This is a genomic window from Micromonospora sp. CNB394 (assembly GCF_000374985.1).
GTDB lineage: Bacteria > Actinomycetota > Actinomycetes > Mycobacteriales > Micromonosporaceae > Micromonospora > Micromonospora marina.
Genome location: NZ_KB895828.1, coordinates 119,194 through 137,415 on the forward strand (window position 1 = coordinate 119,194; position 18,222 = coordinate 137,415).

Annotated in this window: 19 protein-coding genes; 1 reads left to right on the plus strand and 18 read right to left on the minus strand. The window is 74.4% G+C overall.

Annotation, left to right across the window (positions count from 1 at the left end; genetic code table 11):
* The first annotated feature begins 54 nt into the window (after nucleotides 1–54).
* Complete coding sequence (locus C569_RS0107835; RefSeq protein ID WP_018785242.1) at nucleotides 55–759, plus strand: LON peptidase substrate-binding domain-containing protein; 705 nt, start codon at nucleotides 55–57, stop codon at nucleotides 757–759.
* Here C569_RS0107835 and C569_RS0107840 read toward each other — a convergent pair.
* The 18 genes from C569_RS0107840 to C569_RS0107925 form a co-directional block, all read right to left on the minus strand.
* Nucleotides 725–1,570 carry a DUF2567 domain-containing protein gene (locus C569_RS0107840; RefSeq protein ID WP_018785243.1) on the minus strand — a complete coding sequence of 282 codons (846 nt, stop codon included), beginning with the start codon at nucleotides 1,568–1,570 and terminating at the stop codon, nucleotides 725–727. The genes C569_RS0107835 and C569_RS0107840 overlap by 35 nt on opposite strands.
* Nucleotides 1,571–1,618: 48 nt before the next feature.
* Complete coding sequence (locus C569_RS0107845; RefSeq protein WP_026267841.1) at nucleotides 1,619–3,190, minus strand: ATPase; 1,572 nt, start codon at nucleotides 3,188–3,190, stop codon at nucleotides 1,619–1,621.
* 117 nt (nucleotides 3,191–3,307) lie between these two features.
* The gene (locus C569_RS0107850; RefSeq protein WP_026267842.1) at nucleotides 3,308–4,156 is read right to left on the minus strand and encodes a hypothetical protein; all 849 of its coding nucleotides are present in this window, start codon (nucleotides 4,154–4,156) and stop codon (nucleotides 3,308–3,310) included.
* Between the two features lies 1 nt (nucleotide 4,157).
* Complete coding sequence (locus tag C569_RS0107855) at nucleotides 4,158–5,102, minus strand: RluA family pseudouridine synthase (RefSeq protein ID WP_018785246.1); 945 nt, start codon at nucleotides 5,100–5,102, stop codon at nucleotides 4,158–4,160.
* Complete coding sequence (gene lspA / locus C569_RS0107860) at nucleotides 5,099–5,701, minus strand: signal peptidase II (RefSeq protein WP_018785247.1); 603 nt, start codon at nucleotides 5,699–5,701, stop codon at nucleotides 5,099–5,101. Before lspA ends, C569_RS0107855 begins: the two co-directional genes overlap by 4 nt.
* A 66-nt stretch (nucleotides 5,702–5,767) precedes the next feature.
* Nucleotides 5,768–6,187 (minus strand): TraR/DksA C4-type zinc finger protein, encoded by a 420-nt coding sequence (locus tag C569_RS0107865; protein ID WP_018785248.1) that lies wholly within the window; start codon nucleotides 6,185–6,187, stop codon nucleotides 5,768–5,770.
* Between the two features lie 225 nt (nucleotides 6,188–6,412).
* Nucleotides 6,413–7,918: a potassium/proton antiporter gene (locus C569_RS0107870; protein ID WP_018785249.1), complete on the minus strand. Its 1,506-nt coding sequence runs from the start codon at nucleotides 7,916–7,918 to the stop codon at nucleotides 6,413–6,415.
* Between the two features lie 22 nt (nucleotides 7,919–7,940).
* Nucleotides 7,941–8,249: a DUF167 domain-containing protein gene (locus C569_RS0107875; protein ID WP_018785250.1), complete on the minus strand. Its 309-nt coding sequence runs from the start codon at nucleotides 8,247–8,249 to the stop codon at nucleotides 7,941–7,943.
* Between the two features lie 2 nt (nucleotides 8,250–8,251).
* Nucleotides 8,252–8,935 (minus strand): hypothetical protein, encoded by a 684-nt coding sequence (locus tag C569_RS0107880; RefSeq protein WP_018785251.1) that lies wholly within the window; start codon nucleotides 8,933–8,935, stop codon nucleotides 8,252–8,254.
* 72 nt (nucleotides 8,936–9,007) lie between these two features.
* A complete protein-coding gene (locus C569_RS0107885; RefSeq protein ID WP_018785252.1) occupies nucleotides 9,008–9,811 on the minus strand; it encodes a DivIVA domain-containing protein in 804 nt (267 codons plus the stop codon).
* Nucleotides 9,812–9,852: 41 nt separating this feature from the next.
* Nucleotides 9,853–10,158 (minus strand): YggT family protein, encoded by a 306-nt coding sequence (locus C569_RS0107890; RefSeq protein ID WP_018785253.1) that lies wholly within the window; start codon nucleotides 10,156–10,158, stop codon nucleotides 9,853–9,855.
* Nucleotides 10,159–10,186: 28 nt separating this feature from the next.
* Nucleotides 10,187–10,885, minus strand: a complete 699-nt coding sequence (locus C569_RS0107895) for a cell division protein SepF (protein ID WP_018785254.1) — start codon at nucleotides 10,883–10,885, stop codon at nucleotides 10,187–10,189.
* A gap of 193 nt (nucleotides 10,886–11,078) precedes the next feature.
* The gene (locus C569_RS0107900) at nucleotides 11,079–11,825 is read right to left on the minus strand and encodes a YggS family pyridoxal phosphate-dependent enzyme (RefSeq protein WP_026267843.1); all 747 of its coding nucleotides are present in this window, start codon (nucleotides 11,823–11,825) and stop codon (nucleotides 11,079–11,081) included.
* Between the two features lie 9 nt (nucleotides 11,826–11,834).
* Nucleotides 11,835–12,950, minus strand: coding sequence for a cell division protein FtsZ (gene ftsZ / locus C569_RS0107905; protein WP_018785256.1), 1,116 nt, complete (start codon nucleotides 12,948–12,950; stop codon nucleotides 11,835–11,837).
* Nucleotides 12,951–13,178: 228 nt separating this feature from the next.
* Nucleotides 13,179–13,997, minus strand: a complete 819-nt coding sequence (locus C569_RS0107910) for a cell division protein FtsQ/DivIB (protein WP_018785257.1) — start codon at nucleotides 13,995–13,997, stop codon at nucleotides 13,179–13,181.
* Nucleotides 13,994–15,475: a UDP-N-acetylmuramate--L-alanine ligase gene (gene murC / locus C569_RS0107915; RefSeq protein WP_018785258.1), complete on the minus strand. Its 1,482-nt coding sequence runs from the start codon at nucleotides 15,473–15,475 to the stop codon at nucleotides 13,994–13,996. Before murC ends, C569_RS0107910 begins: the two co-directional genes overlap by 4 nt.
* Before the next feature lie 31 nt (nucleotides 15,476–15,506).
* Entirely contained in the window at nucleotides 15,507–16,613 is a 1,107-nt protein-coding gene (murG, locus tag C569_RS0107920) for an undecaprenyldiphospho-muramoylpentapeptide beta-N-acetylglucosaminyltransferase (protein WP_018785259.1), read from the minus strand.
* Nucleotides 16,613–18,028, minus strand: a complete 1,416-nt coding sequence (locus tag C569_RS0107925; RefSeq protein WP_026267844.1) for an FtsW/RodA/SpoVE family cell cycle protein — start codon at nucleotides 18,026–18,028, stop codon at nucleotides 16,613–16,615. The genes murG and C569_RS0107925 overlap by 1 nt, the downstream gene beginning before the upstream one ends.
* Nucleotides 18,029–18,222: the final 194 nt, after the last annotated feature.

The window sequence follows — 18,222 nt, forward strand, 5'->3', positions numbered from 1 at the left end:
GGACGGTGAGCCGGGACACGCACGGGCGGGCGGGTTGGCGATACGCTCGATCACGTGAGCGCACGGCTGCCGGTGTTCCCGCTCGGGACCGTTCTCTTCCCCGGGCTGGTCCTTCCGCTGCACATCTTCGAGGAGCGCTACAAGGCGCTGGTGCGCCACCTCGTGGGGCTGCCCGAGGGAGCGCCGCGCGAGTTCGGCGTGGTGGCGATCCAGGCCGGCTGGGAGGTCGCGCCGGCCGGGCCGCCGGGGCGTTCCGGGCCGGCCGGCGGCGAGGTCACGCTGCACGAGGTCGGCTGCACCGCCGAGCTGCGGCAGGTCACCGAGCTGGCCGACGGGGGCTTCGACATCGTCACGGTGGGGCGGCGGCGCTTCCGGGTCGCCGAGGTCGACGACTCCGCCGAGCCCTACCTGACCGCCGAGGTGGAGTGGCTGCCGGAACCGGACGGCCCGGACGAGGTCGCCGACCTGCTGGCGGCCCGGGTGATCTCGCTGTTCCGGCAATATCTCGGTCTGATCCGGCCGGACCAGCAGGAAATCACCGAGCAGTTGCCGGAGGATCCCACGGTCCTGTCGCACCTGGTCGCCGCGACCGCCGCGCTGACCGTCGGCGACCGGCAGCGGCTGCTCGCCGTCGACGACACGGCCGGCCGGCTGCGCGCCGAGCTGCGCCTGCTCAACCGGGAGACGGCGTTGCTGCGGCAGGTACGCGCGGTGCCGGTGCCGCTCAGCGAGCTGGCTGGTCCCCCGGCGCCGAACTGAACCCGGGCGGGGGCGGCCAGGCCGCGCCGGACTCCGGCTCCGGCCGCAGCGACGGCCACCGCGACCAGCCCGCCAGCAGCGTGTACGTGACTGCCGCGCCGAACGCGGCGAGCAACAGGTTCCCGTGCGGCAACGGCAGCGGGCCGTACCAGTCGACGCCACCGGCGCGCAGGTCGACGGGCTTGGTGAACGCGGTGCCCGGCGGCGCGGTCTCCACCAGCCGCTGGAACGCCGACAGCCCGATCCGGCGGCCGACCTGCCAGGCCGCCACCGCCGCGCCGAGACCGCCGAGCGTCACCGCGAGCAGGCCGGCCGGGCCGCGCCGGCGGCGCAGCAGCACCCACAGAGCGACCGCGGCGAGCACGCCGAAGCCGAGCGTCAGGAGGCTGAACCAGCCGTCCGCGGCGATCGGCTGCTCCGGCTGGGTGGTCACGTAGACCGCGCCGGCCGGGGTCTGCCGCACCGGGGTGGCGGGCGCCGCCCACGCCCACAGCAGCCCCAGCGGGACGCCGAGCGCGGTGAGCAGCGCGACCACGCCGAGCGCGGTGAGCAGCGGGCGACCGGACCGGGTGGCGCCGGGCAGCTCCGCCACCACGCCGGGATGCCCGGCGAGCGGGTCCGCGCCGGGTGCGGTGACCGGCGTGCCGGCGGGCACCGGCAGGCCACCGGGCCAGCCGGGCGGCTGCTCGCGCTCGGGCGGCGGGCCGCCGGGGCGCGGAGCATCGCCCGGCCGTAGCGCCTCACCGGGCCGTGCGTCGGTGCCGTCGGTGCGCTCGCGCGCCCGCTCGGGCTCAGGGGTGTCCGGACTCACCCGTTGATCCTCTCAGGCCCGGGCACGGCGCCGGGGGGTGGTCGCCGGTCAGCGCGCGAACGGTTCCAGCATCACCGCTGCCGCCTTGAGCCAGGCGTCGCGGGTCTCGGCCTGGAGCTGGTGGTACTCGATCGAGGAGCCGGTCTCCAGCGCCGGGTCGTAGGGCACCACGGCGACCGCCCGGGTCCGGGTGGCGAAGTGCCGTTCCAGGTCGTCCTGCAACGACGTACGCCCCGGGGTGGGGCAGGAGATCAGCGTGACCGCGTTGTCGGCCAGCTCGCCCATGCCGACCTCGTGCAGCAGGTCGAGCATCCAGTCCGCGCTGAACGCCGCGTCCTCGCGCGGCACGGTGGTCACCACGAGCTGGTCGGCGGCCTGCATGACGGTGCGCCAGTTGGGGCTCTCCACGTTGTTGCCGGTGTCCACGCAGACCACCTCGTGGGTGCGGCGCAGCAGCTCCAGCACCCGCTTGACGGTGAACTGGTCGAGCCGCTGGGCGAAGCGCGGGCTCTCCTCGCCGGCCAGCACGTCGTACGAGCCGTCGGAGGCGTGCCGCAGGTAGTCGTCGAGGTGCGACAGCAGCGTGTCGCCCTCGAGGATCTCGATATGTGCCAGGTCGTGGATCAGGTGCCGGATGGTCCGGGCGTGTCGGGCGCTGCCGGCCCGCAGACCGAGCGTGCCGCGCAGCTCGTTGTCGTCCCAGGCGAGCACGCCGCGCCCGCGCACGCTGCCCACCGTCGCGGCGGCGAGCACCGTCGCGGTGGTCTTGTGCACGCCGCCCTTGGGGTTGGCGAAGGCGAGCACCCGGGGGGTGCCCAGCTCGCGGCGGAGCACGCCCGTCGCCCGTTCCAGCTCCGGGTCCGGCTCCGGGGCGCGCCACTGCACCTGGGCCGCGTCGGCCCGGCCGGACCGGCCCTCCAGCGGGCGGCGGGGCGCGGGCACCACCGGCTCCGGGGCGGGCGGCGTCTCCGGCCGGTAGCGGCCCCGGTCCAGCAGCGCGTAGCGGGACTCCGGCGGGGGCGGCGCGGGCCGGTAACCGCCGTCGAGAACGGAGTACCGGGACTCGGCCGGCGGCTCGGCCCGGCCGCGCGGCTCCGGACGGGCCGGCTCGGGCCGCCAGGACGGCTCCGGGCGTGGCTCGGCGGTGAAGGGCTGGTCGGGCGCGAACGACGGGTCGGGCGCGAACGACGGGTCGGCGCGCCAGGACGGGTCGGGCGGGTAGGGCTGCCCGGCCCGCCGGGACGGCTCCGGATCGCTGCGGTACGCCGGTTCGGCCCGGTAGGCCGGCTCGCCGTCGTGCCGGGGATCGGCGCGGAAGGCCGGATCGACCCGGAACGTGGCCTCGGCCCGGTAACCGGGCTCGGCGCCGTACGAGCCGTCCGGGGCGCGGCCGACGGCGGTGGCGCGGCCGGTCCATCCGGTGCCCGCGCCACGACGGGGCAGCGGGTCGGGCGGCGGCGCCGGTTGCTCCTCGACGTGCCGGTCGGCGTCGGCGTGCTCCGTGCCGCGACCGCCGAGCCGGGCCCGGTCGAGCAGCGCCCGCCACCGCGGTGCCGGCTCGCCCTGCCGACCCCAGCCGGTCTCGCTGCCGTCCAAGGATTCGCCCCTCCCCCAGCCCATCGATCTCCGCCTGACAGGCTACGAACGAAACCCTATTCGGACCACTCCCCGCGCCGCACATCGCCCGGTGGTCCGCCGCACCATGGGATCGGCCCGGTCGCCGCCCGCCCCGATGTCTCAGGAGGTGGGAGCGGGATTGGGCACCCCGGAGCCGCCGCCGGTCGCGGGGGCGGTGGGTGAAGGTCCGCTCACCGTCCGTGCGGCTTCCGACGAATCGCCCATTCCGCCTGCTTCGGCCGGTCCGGTGTCTGCCGGCGGCCGGACCACGTCACGCTGTTCGGGCAGCGGCGGGGTGAACACGGTCCGGTCCAGACGGGTCACCTCCGGCGCCGGGTCCACCACGCGCACGTTCCGGCGACCGGCGAGCGCGCGCAGGGCGTCCGGCACGGCACTGACGACCGCGGCGTAGACGCAGGCGCAGCCCGCCCGGTACGCCTCCGCCTCGCGGGCGGCGACCTCGGCGCCGCTGTCGTACACCCGGCGCAGCTCCGGGTCGGCGGTGGCCGCGGCGGCCCGGGACCGGTAGTCGGCGGTCTCCCGGTCCTTGCGGGTCGCGACGCCGGCCATCCCGGCCACCGCGTCCTGCGGCAGGCGCAGCGCCGCGATCCGGACGATCTCGGTCTGCCGGCCGGGCAGCGGCACCCGCGCCACCACCGCCGAGACCCGCGTGCCGTCCAGCGCGGCGGCCGCCCGGGCCGGGGTCAGGTAGCCGTCGAACGACACCAGCGCGTAGCCGTCGGGCGCGTCGAGGCGGGCCAGTTCCTCCCCGGCGGTGCGCAGGTACGCCGGGATGCTCGCGCCGCCGGTCACGCCGACCCGGGTCACCTCGCCGACCGTGCGGTCGCTCACCGGGCGGTCCCGCCGCTGCGCCACCGCCACCACCAGCACCACGAGCGCGCACACCAGCGCGAGCCAGGTCAGCGCGGCGGACCGGGACCGGCGCGGCGGCACGGGATCGTCGCTCACGTCAGTCCCGCAGGATCTCCAGCGCCCGGGCCAGGTCGTCCGGGTACTCGCTGACAAACGTCACCTCGTCGCCGCTGCCCGGGTGCGCGAAGCTCAGCGAGCGGGCGTGCAGCCACTGCCGGGACAGCCCCAGCCGGGCCGACAGCGTCGGGTCCGCGCCGTAGGTCAGGTCGCCCACGCAGGGGTGCCGCAGCGTGGAGAGGTGCACCCGGATCTGGTGCGTACGCCCGGTCTCCAGCCGCACGTCGAGCAGGCTGGCAGCGGGGAACGCCTCGATCGTGTCGTAGTGGGTGATGCTCGGCTTGCCGCCGGACACCACGGCCCAGCGGTAGTCGTGGTGCGGGTGCCTGTCGATCGGCGCGTCGACGGTGCCGCGCAGCGGGTCCGGGTGGCCCTGCACCACGGCGTGGTAGCGCTTCTCCACCTCGCGGAACTTGAACGCCCGCTTCAGCGCGGTGTACGCGCGCTCGCTCTTGGCCACCACCATGACGCCGGTGGTGCCGACGTCGAGCCGGTGCACCACGCCCTGCCGCTCCGCGGCGCCGCTGGTGGAGATCCGGTGACCGATGCCGGCCAGCCCGCCGATCACTGTGGGGCCGGTCCAGCCCGGGCTCGGGTGCGCCGCCACCCCGACCGGCTTGTCCACCACCACGATGTCGTCGTCGGCGTACACGACTGTCAGGCCGGGCACGGCCTGCGGCACCACGGTGGGCGGCGCGGCCGGCGCGGGCAGTGTGACCTCCAGCCACGAGCCCGCCCGGACCTTGTGCGAGTTGGCCCGGGCCACACCGTCGACGAGCGCGTCCCCGCCGTCGATCAGGCCGGCGGCGGCCGTGCGGGAGAGCCCGAACAGGCGGGACACGGCCTGGTCCAGGCGCATCCCGTCGAGGCCGTCCGGCACGGGCAGGGAACGGGTGTCGCCGCCGGCGGCGAAGGCGGAGGTCACGCGCTCTCCCGCTGCTCGGCCGGAGCGGCGTCGTCGCGCTTCTCGTCGCGCAGCCGGGAGCCGTCGCGCTGCCGGCCGGTCAGCTCCAGGAAGACCGCGAGCACCACGCCGCACACCAGCGCGCTGTCGGCCAGGTTGAACACCGGCCAGACCTGGCCGTACGGGTCGAAGAGGCTGATCATGTCGACCACGTGGCCGACGAAGTGGCCCGGCGCGCGGAAGAGCCGGTCGAGCAGGTTGCCGAGTGCGCCGCCCAGGACCAGGCCCAGCGACACCGCCCACGGCAGCGAGCGCAGCCGCAGCGCCATCCAGGCGATCCACCCGATCACCAGGAACGTGATGATCGGGAAGATCCAGGTGTGGTCGGAGCCGATGCTCCAGGCCGCGCCGCTGTTGCGGGTGAGGCTGAAGTAGACCGCGCCGCCGAGCACCGACACCGGCTCCCGGCCGGTCAGCTCGGCGAGCGCGAGCTGCTTCGTGCCGAGATCCGCCAGCAGCGCGAACAGGGACACGCCGAGCAGCAGGCCGACGGCCTTGCGGCGGGGCGCGCCGGCACCCGACTCGGTGGTGTCGGACCCGGCGGGCGGTGCTGCGGTCATCTGCTCCCCATCGACGCTCGCGACGGCGTGGTCACCGTCTGCCGTACGGCCGCCGGGGAGCGGTGCTCAGCGCCGCTCCTCCAGCTGCTTGCACGTCACACAGAGGGTGGCCGACGGGAACGCGGCGAGCCGCTCCACCGGGATCGGGTTGCCGCACCGCTCGCACCAGCCGTAGCCGCCCTCGTCGAGGCGCTCCAGCGCGCGCTCGACCTGCGTGATCCGTTCTTTGATGCTGTTGGCGAGAGAGATCTCCTGCTCCCGCTCGAACGTCTTGGTGCCGGTGTCGGCCTGGTCGTCCCCGGCCGAGTCGGTCAGCCGGTCGCGCTGCAGCTCGGTGATCTCGCTCAGCGTCTGATCGTACTCGGCGTTGAGCTCGTCCCGCCGTGCCGCCAGGGCGGCCCGGATCTTCTCGGTCTCCGCCGCGCTGCGGGTGGCCTTCGCCACCGGTTTGCGACCGGCGGTCCTGGTGTCGGCCGGCTTCGCCATCGTCAGCTCCCTCAGCCGCGAGGCGCGGCGGTCAGCGGTGCGTGGGCGGGGACGCCGTCGTCGGCGCCGTCCGCGTACGGAAGGGTGCACGACGAGCGGGCCCGCCGTGCACTCCGGAGGTTGGCAAGGATACGGAACGTACAGGCGTCCGACAACGTGCCGCACCGTCGTCCCACGTATCCGCCCCGGACTGCCATCAATCGGGGCAAAAGGAACGGTAGCAGATCAGTGGGCCGGCTCCTCGCCGTACTCCCCGAACCACCTCGCCAGCCGGCCCCGGCGGCTCACCGCCCGCAGCCGCCGCTCGGTCTCGTCCCGCACCCCGGCGGTGGCGACGATGAGCAGGCTGTCCCCGACCTTGAGCCGGGTGTCAGCGCCCGGCACGAAACCGACACCGTCGCGCAGCACGAGCGTCACCGCCGCGCCGACCGGCAGCCGCAGCTCGTCCACGTGCACCCCGGCCAGCCGCGACCCGGCCGGCACCTCCAACTGGAGCAGGTCCGCGCGCATCCGCTCCAGCGGGGCGGTCTCCAGCAGGATCTCGCTCGCCTCGGCCGGTGCCGTCACCCCCAGCCGGCGGGCCGCCGGCGCCAGCGTCCCGGCCTGGAGCACCGTGAAGATCACCACCAGGACGAAGACCGCGTCGAACAGCCGGTCCGCCCCCGGCACGCGCAGCGACAGCGGAATGGTCGCCAACACGATCGGCACCGCGCCACGCAGCCCGGCCCAGGACAGGAAGAGCTGCTCGCGCAGCTTCACCCGGAACGGCAGCGCGGACACCGCCACCGACAGCGGCCGGGCGAGCAGCAGCAGCGCCAGCCCGGTGATCACGGCCGGCAGCACCGCCGCGTCCAGCCGGCTCGGCGAGACCAGCAGGCCGAGCAGCACGAACAGGCCGATCTGGGCCAGCCAGGCCAGGCCGTCGGCGAAACCGAGGATGGCCTGGCGGTGCGGCAGCCGCGAGTTGCCGAGCAGGACGCCCGCGACGTACACGGCGAGGAAGCCCGAGGCGTGCAGCAACGAGCCGGCCGCGTACGCCAGCACGGTGAAGCCGACCACCGCGATCGGGTAGAGGCCGGCCGACGGCAGCGCGGCCCGGCGCAACGCGTACCGGCCGGCCAGCCCGGTGCCGACACCGACCGCCGCGCCGGCGCTCAGCTCGTAGCCGAGCAGCAGCACCTCGTACCACCAGGGGTGGGCCGCCTCGACCCCGGCGCGGGACAACAGCAGCACGAGCAGCACGGCCGGCGCGTCGTTCACGCCGGACTCCGCCTCCAGCGTGGCCACCAGCCGGGGCGGCAGGCGCAACCGGCGCAGCGTGGCGAACACGGCCGCCGCGTCGGTGGAGGAGAGCACCGCGCCGTAGAGCAGCGCCAGCCGCCAGTCCAGGCCGAGCAGCAGGTGCACCACCACGCCGACGACCACGATGCTGACCACGACGCCGACCGTGGACAGCGCCGCGGCCAGGCCGAGCACCGGCCGCAGCATGCTCCACCGCGCGGTGAGGCCGCCCTCGGCGATGATCACGATGAGCGCGCAGAAGCCGAGCACCCGGGTCAGTTCGACGTCGTCGAACCGGATGCCTATGCCGGCCTCGCCGAGCAGCACGCCGAGCGCCAGGTAGACCAGGAGACTCGGTACGCCGAGCCGGGTGGAGAACCGCACCGCTCCCACCGCGACCAGCAGCACGCCGGCGCCCACGAGCAACGCGACGTCGAGCCCCGGTGTCATCGCCGGCCGGCCCGACCGGACCTCACGCCGTGCTGCCGTCGCGCAGCCGGCGCAGCACCTCGGGCAGCCCGTCGTGCGGGCGCTCGATGCGGAACAGCTTGTCCCGGCTGGCCGCGCCGGACCGCAGCGACACGGTCGCCGGCCGGACGCCGAGCGCGTCGGCGAGCGCGCGCCGGGCCGCCTCGGTGGCGCGGCCGTCGACAGCGGGGGCGTGCACCGCGACGACGAGCGCCGGACCGTACGGCCCGTCGAACCGCCCGCCCACCCGGGCGCGGGCCGCCCCGGGCTTCACCCGCACCGCGACGGTGAGTGTGGTGTCCGCGATCGTCATGGTCAGCGCGGCCGGGCCTCGGCGAGCAGGGTGGTGGCGGCGGCGCATCGCGCGCACGGGGTGAAGCCCAGCGCGACCGCCTCGGCGACCGGCAGGGGTTCGTCCTCCCGGCCCACCAGGTGCGGGCAGCCGGACAGGTGGAAGCGGGGACGGCCGTCGATCACCAGGACCTCGCCGGGCAGCCGGACCAGCCGGGCGACCTCACCGGTGGTGAGGAACTCGGCCGGCGGATCGTCGTCGAACGCCTCGCCGGGTGCGGGCGAGGTGGGCCGGGTGGTCTCCGGCACGCGCGGGCCTGGCGGCGAGTAGGGCACCGCGTCCGCGACCACCGGATCCGACGGCGAGTACGCGGCCGGCGGCGGGACGTCGTCCGGCTCGGTCACCGGCGACCCGGGCGGTTGCCGCCACCCGGATCCACCGGCGCCGACCGTGGACGTGTGGTGCGGGACCGGGCTCACCGGTTCGTCCGGGGACGGGACGGTGTGCGCGGTCCGTGTTCGCGGCCCGGCCTCCCGGCCGGCCGAGGCCCGCGTCGCGGCGGCCTGGCGGGCGAACGCGACGAAGGCGACGGCGGACAGCAGGCTGGCCGCGATCGAGACGATGAGCAGAAGGCTGGATCCGCCGGCGAGGCCGGCGATCAGCAGCACCACCGCGACGAGGATGAGCAGGATGCTGGCGGCTACCACGGCTCACCCCCGGCCGCGTCGTGTCGGTCTGGGCGGCCGGTGGCCGTCACGGGGACGGCCACCGACGCGGGATCAGCGGCCGGACTCGAGCGAGCCCGCGCGGCCACCGCCGTAGGAGCCGGCGAGACCGGCCGCGGCGAGACCGTTGCTGCCGACGGCACGGGTGCCCTCGGCGCGGTTCATCTCCACCTCGAGGCCCTGGCCGCGACCGTCGAGGTCACGCAGCTGGCTTTCCAGGTACGCCTTGAGGCGGGTGCGGTACTCGCGCTCGAACTGCTTGAGCTCCTCGATGTGCTTCTGCAGCGCGGTGCGCTTGGCGTCCAGGCCGCCCATGGCCTCCTGGTGCCGCTGGCGGGCGTCCCGCTCCAGCGCGTCGGCCTTGGCGCGCGCCTCCCGGGTGACCTCCTCGGCCTTGGAACGGGCCTCGGAGAGCAGCTGGTCGGCCTCGCGACGGGCGTCGGAGACGTGGTCGTCGGCGGTGCGCTGGGCCATCATCAGCACCCGCAGCGCCTGCTGCTCGCCGTCACCGGTCACGCCGGCCGGGCCGCCCTGGGCGCGGACCTGCTCCAGCTCGGCCTGCATCGCGCGGGCCGCCTGCTCGGCGGCCGCCTTGTCGCGCTGCACGCGGTCGAGCTGGGCCTTGACGTCGTTGAGCTCCGCCGCGAGGCGGGCGTCGCCGCCGGGGCCGGCGGGAGCGCCACCCCGGCCGCCGCGCTCCACCTGGGCGCGCAGCTCGTTGTTCTCCTCGATCAGACGGGCCAGCTCACGCTCGACCTCGTCCAGGAAGGCGTCGACCTCCTCCTCGTCATACCCCCGCTTGCCGATCGGCGGCTTTTTGAAGGCGACGTTGTGAACGTCGGCCGGGGTCAGCGGCATCGAAACTCCTCGGGTCAGTTGCGGCCGCGAAAGCGCTCTGGTCAGGCAAACGCGAAGATCAGGCGCCTAAACACGAACTCCATCAGCACGAACAGGATAACCAGGAGCACAAGGGAGGCCAGGTCGATGCTCACGGTACCAATTCGCAGTGGTGGGATCACACGCCTCAACGCTCGCAGGGGCGGATCAGTGACGCTCCACACGACTTCCAGTCCGGCCGACGCTCCCCGTCCCGGTTGCCAGCGGCGACCATAGGCCAGCACCGCCCCGAGAACAAATCGCGCCAAAAGGATAATTAGGAAGATGTACAGCAGCAGGTAGAGCACCTGGAACAGGATCGACAACACGGCAGGCGACGTCCCTCGGTCGTGCGGCTCAGCTCAGGCTGAAGAAGCCGCCCTCAGCGATCTTGGCCTTGTCCTCCGCGGTGACCTGGACGTTGGCCGGTGAGAGCAGGAACACCCGGTTGGTCACGCGCTCGATCGTACCGCGCAGGCCGAAGGCGAGCCCGGCGGCGAAGTCGACGAGCCGGCGGGCGTCCGCCTCGTCCATCTCGGTGAGATTGATGATCACCGGTACGCCGTCGCGGAAGTGCTCGCCGATGGTCCGCGCCTCACGGTACGTGGTCGGGTGCAGCGTGGTGATCTGGTAGCGCTGCTCGTCGTCCGGCACCACCCGCTCCCGCTCCCGCGGCTGGGCCTGCGGGGCGAGCGCGAGGTTGTCGCGGGTGTGGTAGGTCAGGGCGCCCGAGGTGTCACCGGCGGAGGACCGGGTGATCGACCGGACGCTGGAACGCTCGGCCCGCTCCGGGCGCTCGACCTCGGCCCGGTCGGCGTCGACCGCGCGGCTGGACGCGCGCTCGGACAGCCGGCCCCGGTCGCCGAGCCGGCTGCGCGTCGGCGGCTCCTCGGTCTCGTCGTCGTCCTCGTCGGCGAACTCCTCGGCGTACCGGCTCGACCGGTAGCGCGACGAGTCCCGGTAGCCACCCTTGTCGTAGCCACCGTCCTCGTACGCCCGCTCGTCGTCCTCCTCGACGAGACCGAGCCAGACCCCCGCCTTGCGCAGTGCACCCATCCCCGCGCCCTTCCGTCCGCCGTGCGGCACGCGCCCCCGTGCCGTGTCGCTTGATCACGAGTGGACGATCATGCCCACCGGACCGGATCGGCAATCCCCTGACGCGCGGTTCGCGGTCCGCCCGTCACGGCCCCCGGCTACGAGGACGCCGTCCTGAACAACACTGATGTCATTTGCTTCCGTCGTGGTGAGGCTACCGCAGCGCAGGACGCATTCCGAGCAACGCGCTGCCGACACGGACATGTGTCGCGCCGTGACCGACCGCGCTCTCCAGGTCTCCGCTCATGCCCGCCGACAGCACCGTCGCGCCCGGATGGTCGGCCCGCAGTGCCGCCGCCACCTCGGCCAGCCGGGCGAACGCCCGGTCCGCCTCCCAGCCCAGCGGCGCCACCGCCATCAGGCCCGCCAGCCGCAGCCCGTCGGCGCCGGCCACCGCCGCGGCCACCGGGCCGAGCCCCCGCTGCGGATCGGCAGCGCCGGGCAGCGCCCCGCCCCGCGCCGGGTCGCCGTCGATGCTCACCTGCACGAGTACGTCCAGCGGACGGTCCCGGACCGCGCCGGCGGCGGCGTCCAGCGCGGCGGCGAGCCGGACGCTGTCCACCGACTGGACCACGTCGGCGTACCGGACCACCGAGCGGGCCTTGTTGCGCTGCAACTGGCCGATGAAGTGCCAGCGCGGCGCGGCGCCGGCGTCTGCCACCGCCTCCGCCTTCGGCGCCGCCTCCTGGTCACGGTTCTCCCCGACGTCGGTCACGCCGAGCCCGGCCAGTGCGACCACGTCCGCCGCCGGGTACGTCTTGGTCACCGCGACCAGGGTGACCTCGTCGCGCGGCCGCCCGGCGGCCGCGCAGGCGTCAGCGATGCGGGCCCGCACCCGGGCCAGCCCGGCCGCGAGTTCGGCACGCCGCTCGGGCCCCACCGCCGTCTGTGACTCCGTCATCGGCGCCGCTCAGGACCCGTTCTTGAGGAAGTCGGGCACGTCGACGTCGTCGAAGAGCACCCGGCGCGACGGCTGCTGCGGCGCCGGCATGGTGGCCGGCGGGTTCGCCGGCGCGTTCGGCTGCGCCGGCGGGTTCTGGTTGCTCTTGCGCGGCGGCTCGACCGCCTTGTACGCCGGCGCACCCCCGTCGAAGCCCGCCGCGATCACGGTGACCCGCACCTCGTCGCCGAGCGCGTCGTCGATGACCGCGCCGAAGATGATGTTCGCGTCCGGGTGGGCCGCGTCGGTGACCAGCTGCGCCGCGTCGTTGATCTCGAACAGGCCGAGGTCCGACCCGCCCGCGATGGACAGCAGCACGCCACGCGCGCCGTCCATGCTCTGCTCCAGCAGCGGGCTGGAGATGGCCGCCTCGGCCGCCTCGACGGCGCGGTTCTCGCCCCGGGCGCTGCCGATGCCCATGAGCGCGCTTCCGGCGCCGCTCATCACGCTCTTCACGTCGGCGAAGTCCAGGTTGATCAGACCTGGCGTGGTGATCAGGTCGGTGATGCCCTGGACACCGGAGAGGAGGACCTGGTCCGCGGTGCGGAACGCGTCCATCATGGAGATGTTGCGGTCACCGAGCGCGAGCAGCCGGTCGTTCGGGATCACGATGAGCGTGTCGCACTGGTTGCGCAGCTCCTCGATGCCCGCCTCGGCCTGGACCTGCCGGCGCTTGCCCTCGAACGAGAACGGCCGGGTGACCACACCGATGGTGAGCGCACCGAGCTTACGGGCGATGTTCGCCACCACCGGCGCGCCGCCGGTGCCGGTGCCACCGCCCTCGCCGCAGGTCACGAACACCATGTCGGCGCCCTTGAGGACCTCCTCGATCTCGTCGCGGTGGTCCTCGGCGGCGTTCTTGCCGACGTCCGGGTTGGCGCCCGCGCCAAGTCCCCGGGTCAGCTCCCGGCCCACGTCGAGCTTGACGTCGGCGTCGCTCATCAGCAACGCCTGCGCGTCGGTGTTGATCGCGATGAACTCGACGCCCTTGAGCCCAACCTCGATCATCCGGTTGACGGCGTTGACGCCGCCGCCCCCGATGCCGACGACCTTGATGACCGCCAGGTAGTTGTGCGGAGGTGTCATCTCCGGTCCTTTCCCTTCGAGATTGGCATGGGCCGACCCCACACGGCTTGGCCGGATCAGCGGCCTCCGACGGGTGAACCCTCACCCTCTACTAGAGGCTTAGAGTTATGTCAACCACTGATCTCTTCGGGGCAACGTATGCGCCGCCGCGCCAGGAGCCAAGGACCTGTTCCGGCGTGTCGCCGACGGAGCGACGGGGGACACAGCACGGGCTCGCTGAGCCGCGGGTCACTCGAACGTGACCACGTCCGGCGCGCTGACGTCGATCCGGTCCGCCTCGCGGCTCAGCAGCGCGGTGGCCACCGTCGACTTGTCGGTACCGCGGGAGGCGTCGCCCCAGAAGACCTGACGCTCGCCGCGCAGCAGCAGCGTGATCCGGGCCAGGCCGGCCACGTCCACCGCGACCAGCTCCGCGCGCAGCTTCTCCCCCAGCGCGGCGAGCACCGCCAGCCCGGCCCGCGTACCCGGGTCGTCGGGGCCGGGCCGGGCGACCCGGACCTGCGGCAACCCGTCCGGCGCCCGGTCCAGGCGCTGGAAGACGACGCCCGAGCCGTCGACGACCACGAAGCCCACACCCTGCGGCACCGCCGCCACCGGCGTGCGTTCCCGCACCCGGATCACCAGCGTGCCCGGCCACTCCCGCTCCACCGTGGCGTTCGCCACCGGCGGCAGCGCCCCGACCCGGCGCGCGGTCGCCTCCAGGTCGACCCGGGCCAGCGGCGCGTTGTCCGGCACCGCCGCCGCGTCACGGATCTGCACCGGCGTGACCAGCCGCGCGCCGACCACCCGTACCTCGCGGACACCGAACAGGCCGGTGCCCAGCACCGTCCACGCCACCAGGCCCGCGACGGCGAGCACCGCGGCGGTGACCGCCCAGGGCAGCGCGGCGCGCATCCGCCGCTGCCGGGCCCGGGCCATGAACCGGCGGGTCGACGGCGGTACGGCGTCCGCGTTCGCCCGCACGAGCTGCCAGCGCCGGGCCGGGCTGCGCCGCCCGGCGCCGCCGTCCGGTCCGGGGGTACGGCCGCGGGCCGGACCGGGACTCATCCGGCCGGGGTCGCCGCGCCGTCCGGGTCGACGCCGGCGCCCAGCCCCGTGCCCCCGGCGGAGCGGGCGAGCAGGGCGTCGAGCAGCTGGTCACCCATCAGCGAGATCGGCGGCGCGCCCATGGTCACCACCACGTCGCCGGTCCGTGCCCGCCGGGCCACCTCACCCGGCACGTCGTCCCACGCCTCGACGAACACCTTCCGCTCCGCCGGCAGCGGCACCTCCCGGATCAGCGCGGCCGAGCCCTCGCCGGGGCGCCGCGTCTCACCGGGGCCGAAGACCTCCAGCAACACCACCTCGTCCGCGATGCCGAGCGCGGCGGCGATCTCCGCCTGGTTGTCCCGGGTGCGGTAGAGCCGGTACGGCTGGAACACCACGATCAGCCGGCCGTCGCCGGCCACCTCGCGCAGCGTCTGCAACGCCAGCGTCATCGAGGTCGGGTGGTAGGCGTACTCGTCGTAGACCAGCACGCCGTCCGCCATGCCCTTGCGCTCGAAGCGGCGCCGCACGCCCGGAAACGCGCCGAGCGCGGCCTCCGCCGCGGCCACCGGCAGTTCCAGCAGGTACGCGGCGAGCACCGCGGCGGCGCTGTTGAGCGCCATGTGCCGGCCCGGTACGGGCAGCCGGATCTCGCCCAGCGGCCGGCCCTCGACCTCGGCCTGGAAGCGCACCCCGTGCGCGGACGACACGACCTCGCTCATCCGCAGATCCGCGTCGGCGGACTCGCCGTACGTCCAGACCCGGCGGCCCTCGGCACGCAGCGACTCGGCCAGCCGGCGCCCGCCCGCGTCGTCGGCGCAGGTGATCACGAAGCCGGCCGGATCGGTGAGCCGGGCGAACTCGGCGAACGCCGCCTCCAGGGTGGCCAGGTCGCCGTAGGTGTTCAGGTGGTCCGCCTCGATGTTCGTGACGATCGACACGAACGGGCGGTAGATGAGGAAGGAGCGGTCGCTCTCGTCCGCCTCGACCACGAAGTGCTCCCCGGTGCCGTGGTGCGCGCCGGAACCCACCTCGGAGATCTCGCCGCCGATCACGAACGAGGGGTCGGTGCCGGCCTGCTGGAGCACCATGGTCACCATCGAGGTGGTCGAGGTCTTGCCGTGGGTGCCGGCGACCGCCACCGTCCGGCGGCCGGTCATCGCGGCGGCGAGCGCCTCGGAGCGGTGCAGCACCCGCAGGCCCCGGCGGCGCGCCTCGACCATCTCCAGGTGGTCCTGCGGGATGGCGGAGGAATAGACCACCGTGTCCACCCCGTCGAGGTTGGACACCTCGTGGCTGGAATGGATGGTGCCGCCGAGTGCCCGCAGGCCGGCCAGCGACGGCCACTCCCGCAGCTCGCTGCCGGAGACCGGCAGACCCCGGGTGAGGAACAGCCGGGCCAGCCCGGCCATCCCGACCCCGCCCACCCCGATCAGGTGGATCCGGCCCAGGTCCTCCGCCGTCATGGTGCCGGCGGGCGTGAACTGCGCGGTGTTCATCAGACGTACCTTCCCGTCGCGGTGTCCCTCATCAGCGGGAGACCGCCTCGTAGACGAAGTTCAGCAACGCCACGTCGCCGTCCCGGCGGCCGTACCCGGCAGCGGCGTGGCTCATCGCGTACAGCCGCTGCGGGTCCCGGATCAGCGGGATCACCGTCCGCTCCACCCAGGCCGGGGTCACCTCGGCGTCGTCGACCAGCAGACCGCCGCCCGCCTCCACCACCGGCAACGCGTTGCGCTTCTGCTCCTGGTTGCTGTGCGGGTACGGCACGTAGACGGTCGGCAGGCCGATCGCGGCCACCTCGGCGCAGGTCATCGCGCCGCCGCGGGCCAGCATCAGGTCGGCCGCGGCGTAACCCAGCTCCATCTCGGACAGGTACGGCAGCGTGATGTACGGCACCGGCAGGTCGGTGGGCACGGAGACCGGCTCGTTTCGGGCCCCGATGACGTGCAGCACCTGCACACCGTTGCGGGCCAGCTCCTTCGCGGCGCCGGAGACGGCCAGGTTGATCGAGCGGGCGCCCTGCGAGCCACCGGCGACGAACAGCACCGGCAGGTCGGGACGGAGTCCGAAGTGGGCGCGGGCGGCGTCGCGCAGCGCGGCCCGGTCCAGCCCGGCGATGCCCCGGCGCAGCGGCACACCGACCACGCGGGCGTCGCGCAGCGCCTCGGCCTGGGCCGGCTGGTGCGGGAAGCCCACCGCGACGTTCTTGGTGAACTTCATCCCGAGCCGGTTCGCCACGCCCGGCGGCACGTTCACCTCGTGGATGACGATGGGCAGCTCCCGCCGCCACGCGGCCAGGTAACCGGGCACCGAGACGTACCCGCCGAAGCCGACCACGGCGTCGGCCTGGACCTCGTCGATCACCTTGCCCGCGGCGCGGGCCGCCTTCCACATCCGGTCCGGGGTACGCACCAGGCTCATGTTCACCGACCGGGGAAGCTGGTACGCCGGGATCTGCCGCAGGTCGTAGCCGGCCGGCGGGATCAGCTCGTTCTCCAGCCCCTTGGGTGTGCCCAGACAGGTGATCCGGACGCTCGGGTCGTGTCGGCGCAGGCAGTCGGCGAAGGCGAGCAGCGGGTAGATGTGCCCGCCCGTACCCCCTCCGCAGAGCACCACCGAACGCAGCGGACCCATCAGCGTCTCCTCTCGCTCGCCGCGCCGGCGCGCGCCCGGTCGGGCCGGGCGCCGCGGGGCGCGGCCTGGTCGTCCTGCCGCCGCTGCCGGGACCGGGGCACGGACCCTCGGTCGGCCGCCGGCGGCGTCGCACTGCGGCGCCGGCCGGGAAGCGGCGGCAACGGGGCCCACACTAGTCGGACCCATCGGGCGGGCGGACGGGCGTGCAGCGCTCGCGCCGCGTCCGGCTCGGCGCGGGCGAACGAGGCGAGCATGCCGATCGCGGCGAGCGTCACCACCAGGGCGCTGCCGCCGTCGGAGATGAACGGCAGCGGTACGCCGGTCAGCGGCAGCAGCCCGGTCACGCCACCGATGTTGATGACGGCCTGGCCGACCAGCCAGGCGGTCACACCGGCGGCGGCGAGCCGGCGGAACGGGTCCTCGACCCGGCGGGCGATCCGCATCCCGGTGTACGCCAGCACGGCGAACAGCACCAGGATCACTGTGCAGCCGACCACGCCCAGTTCCTCGGCGAGGATGGCGAAGATGAAGTCGTTGTGCGCCTCGGGCAGATAGTTCCACTTCAGCGAGCTCTGGCCCAGGCCGACGCCGAACCAGCCGCCGTTGCCGATCGCGTAGCGGGCCTGCACGAGCTGGTAGCAGTAGTCCAGTTGCTGCTCGAAGCAGGTCTTCGGGTCCGGCGGGTCGAGCCACATGGTGAGGCGGCCGAGCCGGTAGTTGTCGGCGCCCCGGGAGCCGGAGCCGGCGCCGAGCGAGGCCGCCGCCACCAGCAGGCCGACGCCGGCCAGGCCGATGGCGGTGAGCGCGGCGAAGACCCGGCCCCGCACGCCGGCCGCCCAGAGCAGCCCGACCACGAGCGCCAGCAGGCAGAGCATGCTGCCCAGGTCGTTGAAGCCGACCAGCACGAACAGCAGGCCCACCACCGGGAACAGCGGGGTGGCCAGTTCCTTCCACCAGCCCAGCGCGGCGCCCTTGCGGGCCAGCACGTGCGCGCCCCACAGCACCAGCGCGAACTTCGCCACCTCGACCGGTTGCAGCGAGATCGGGCCGAGGGACAGCGAGAGGAGTTCGGCCCGCAGCGGCCCGATCGACGTCACCCCGAACAGCGAGTTCAGCGCGACGAACAGGTTGAGCGTGAGCAGCAGCGCCACCGCCACGCCGAGCGCGGGGCGGCTCATCGCCCGGAACGTGCGCGCGGGCAGCCGCTGGCAGGCCCAGAACGCGCCGATGCCGATCACCGCGAACACGCCCTGCTTGGTGAGCGACGCGGAAGCGTCACCGCCCTCGGCGAAGTCCTTCACGCTCGTCGCGGAGAAGACCATGGTGAGGCCGATCAGCAGCAGCAGGCCGACGCTGGACAGCAGCAGGTAGTAGGAGGCCAGCGGGCGGGCCAGCAGGCCGCGCAGCGCGGCCAGGCCACCGGCCGGATCCCAGCGCGCGGCCGGCGGGTCGGCCGGAGGCGTGGCCGCCGGGGCACGGCGGGCCGGCGGATCGCTGGTCACCTGGATGTCTCGTCCCTCCCCCACAGGCCCATCATGGCCGCTCGACCCGCCCGCCCGTGGCGCAACCGCCCGGTCGGCGTGTCGGATCTGAAGGAAGGGCCCCTTAT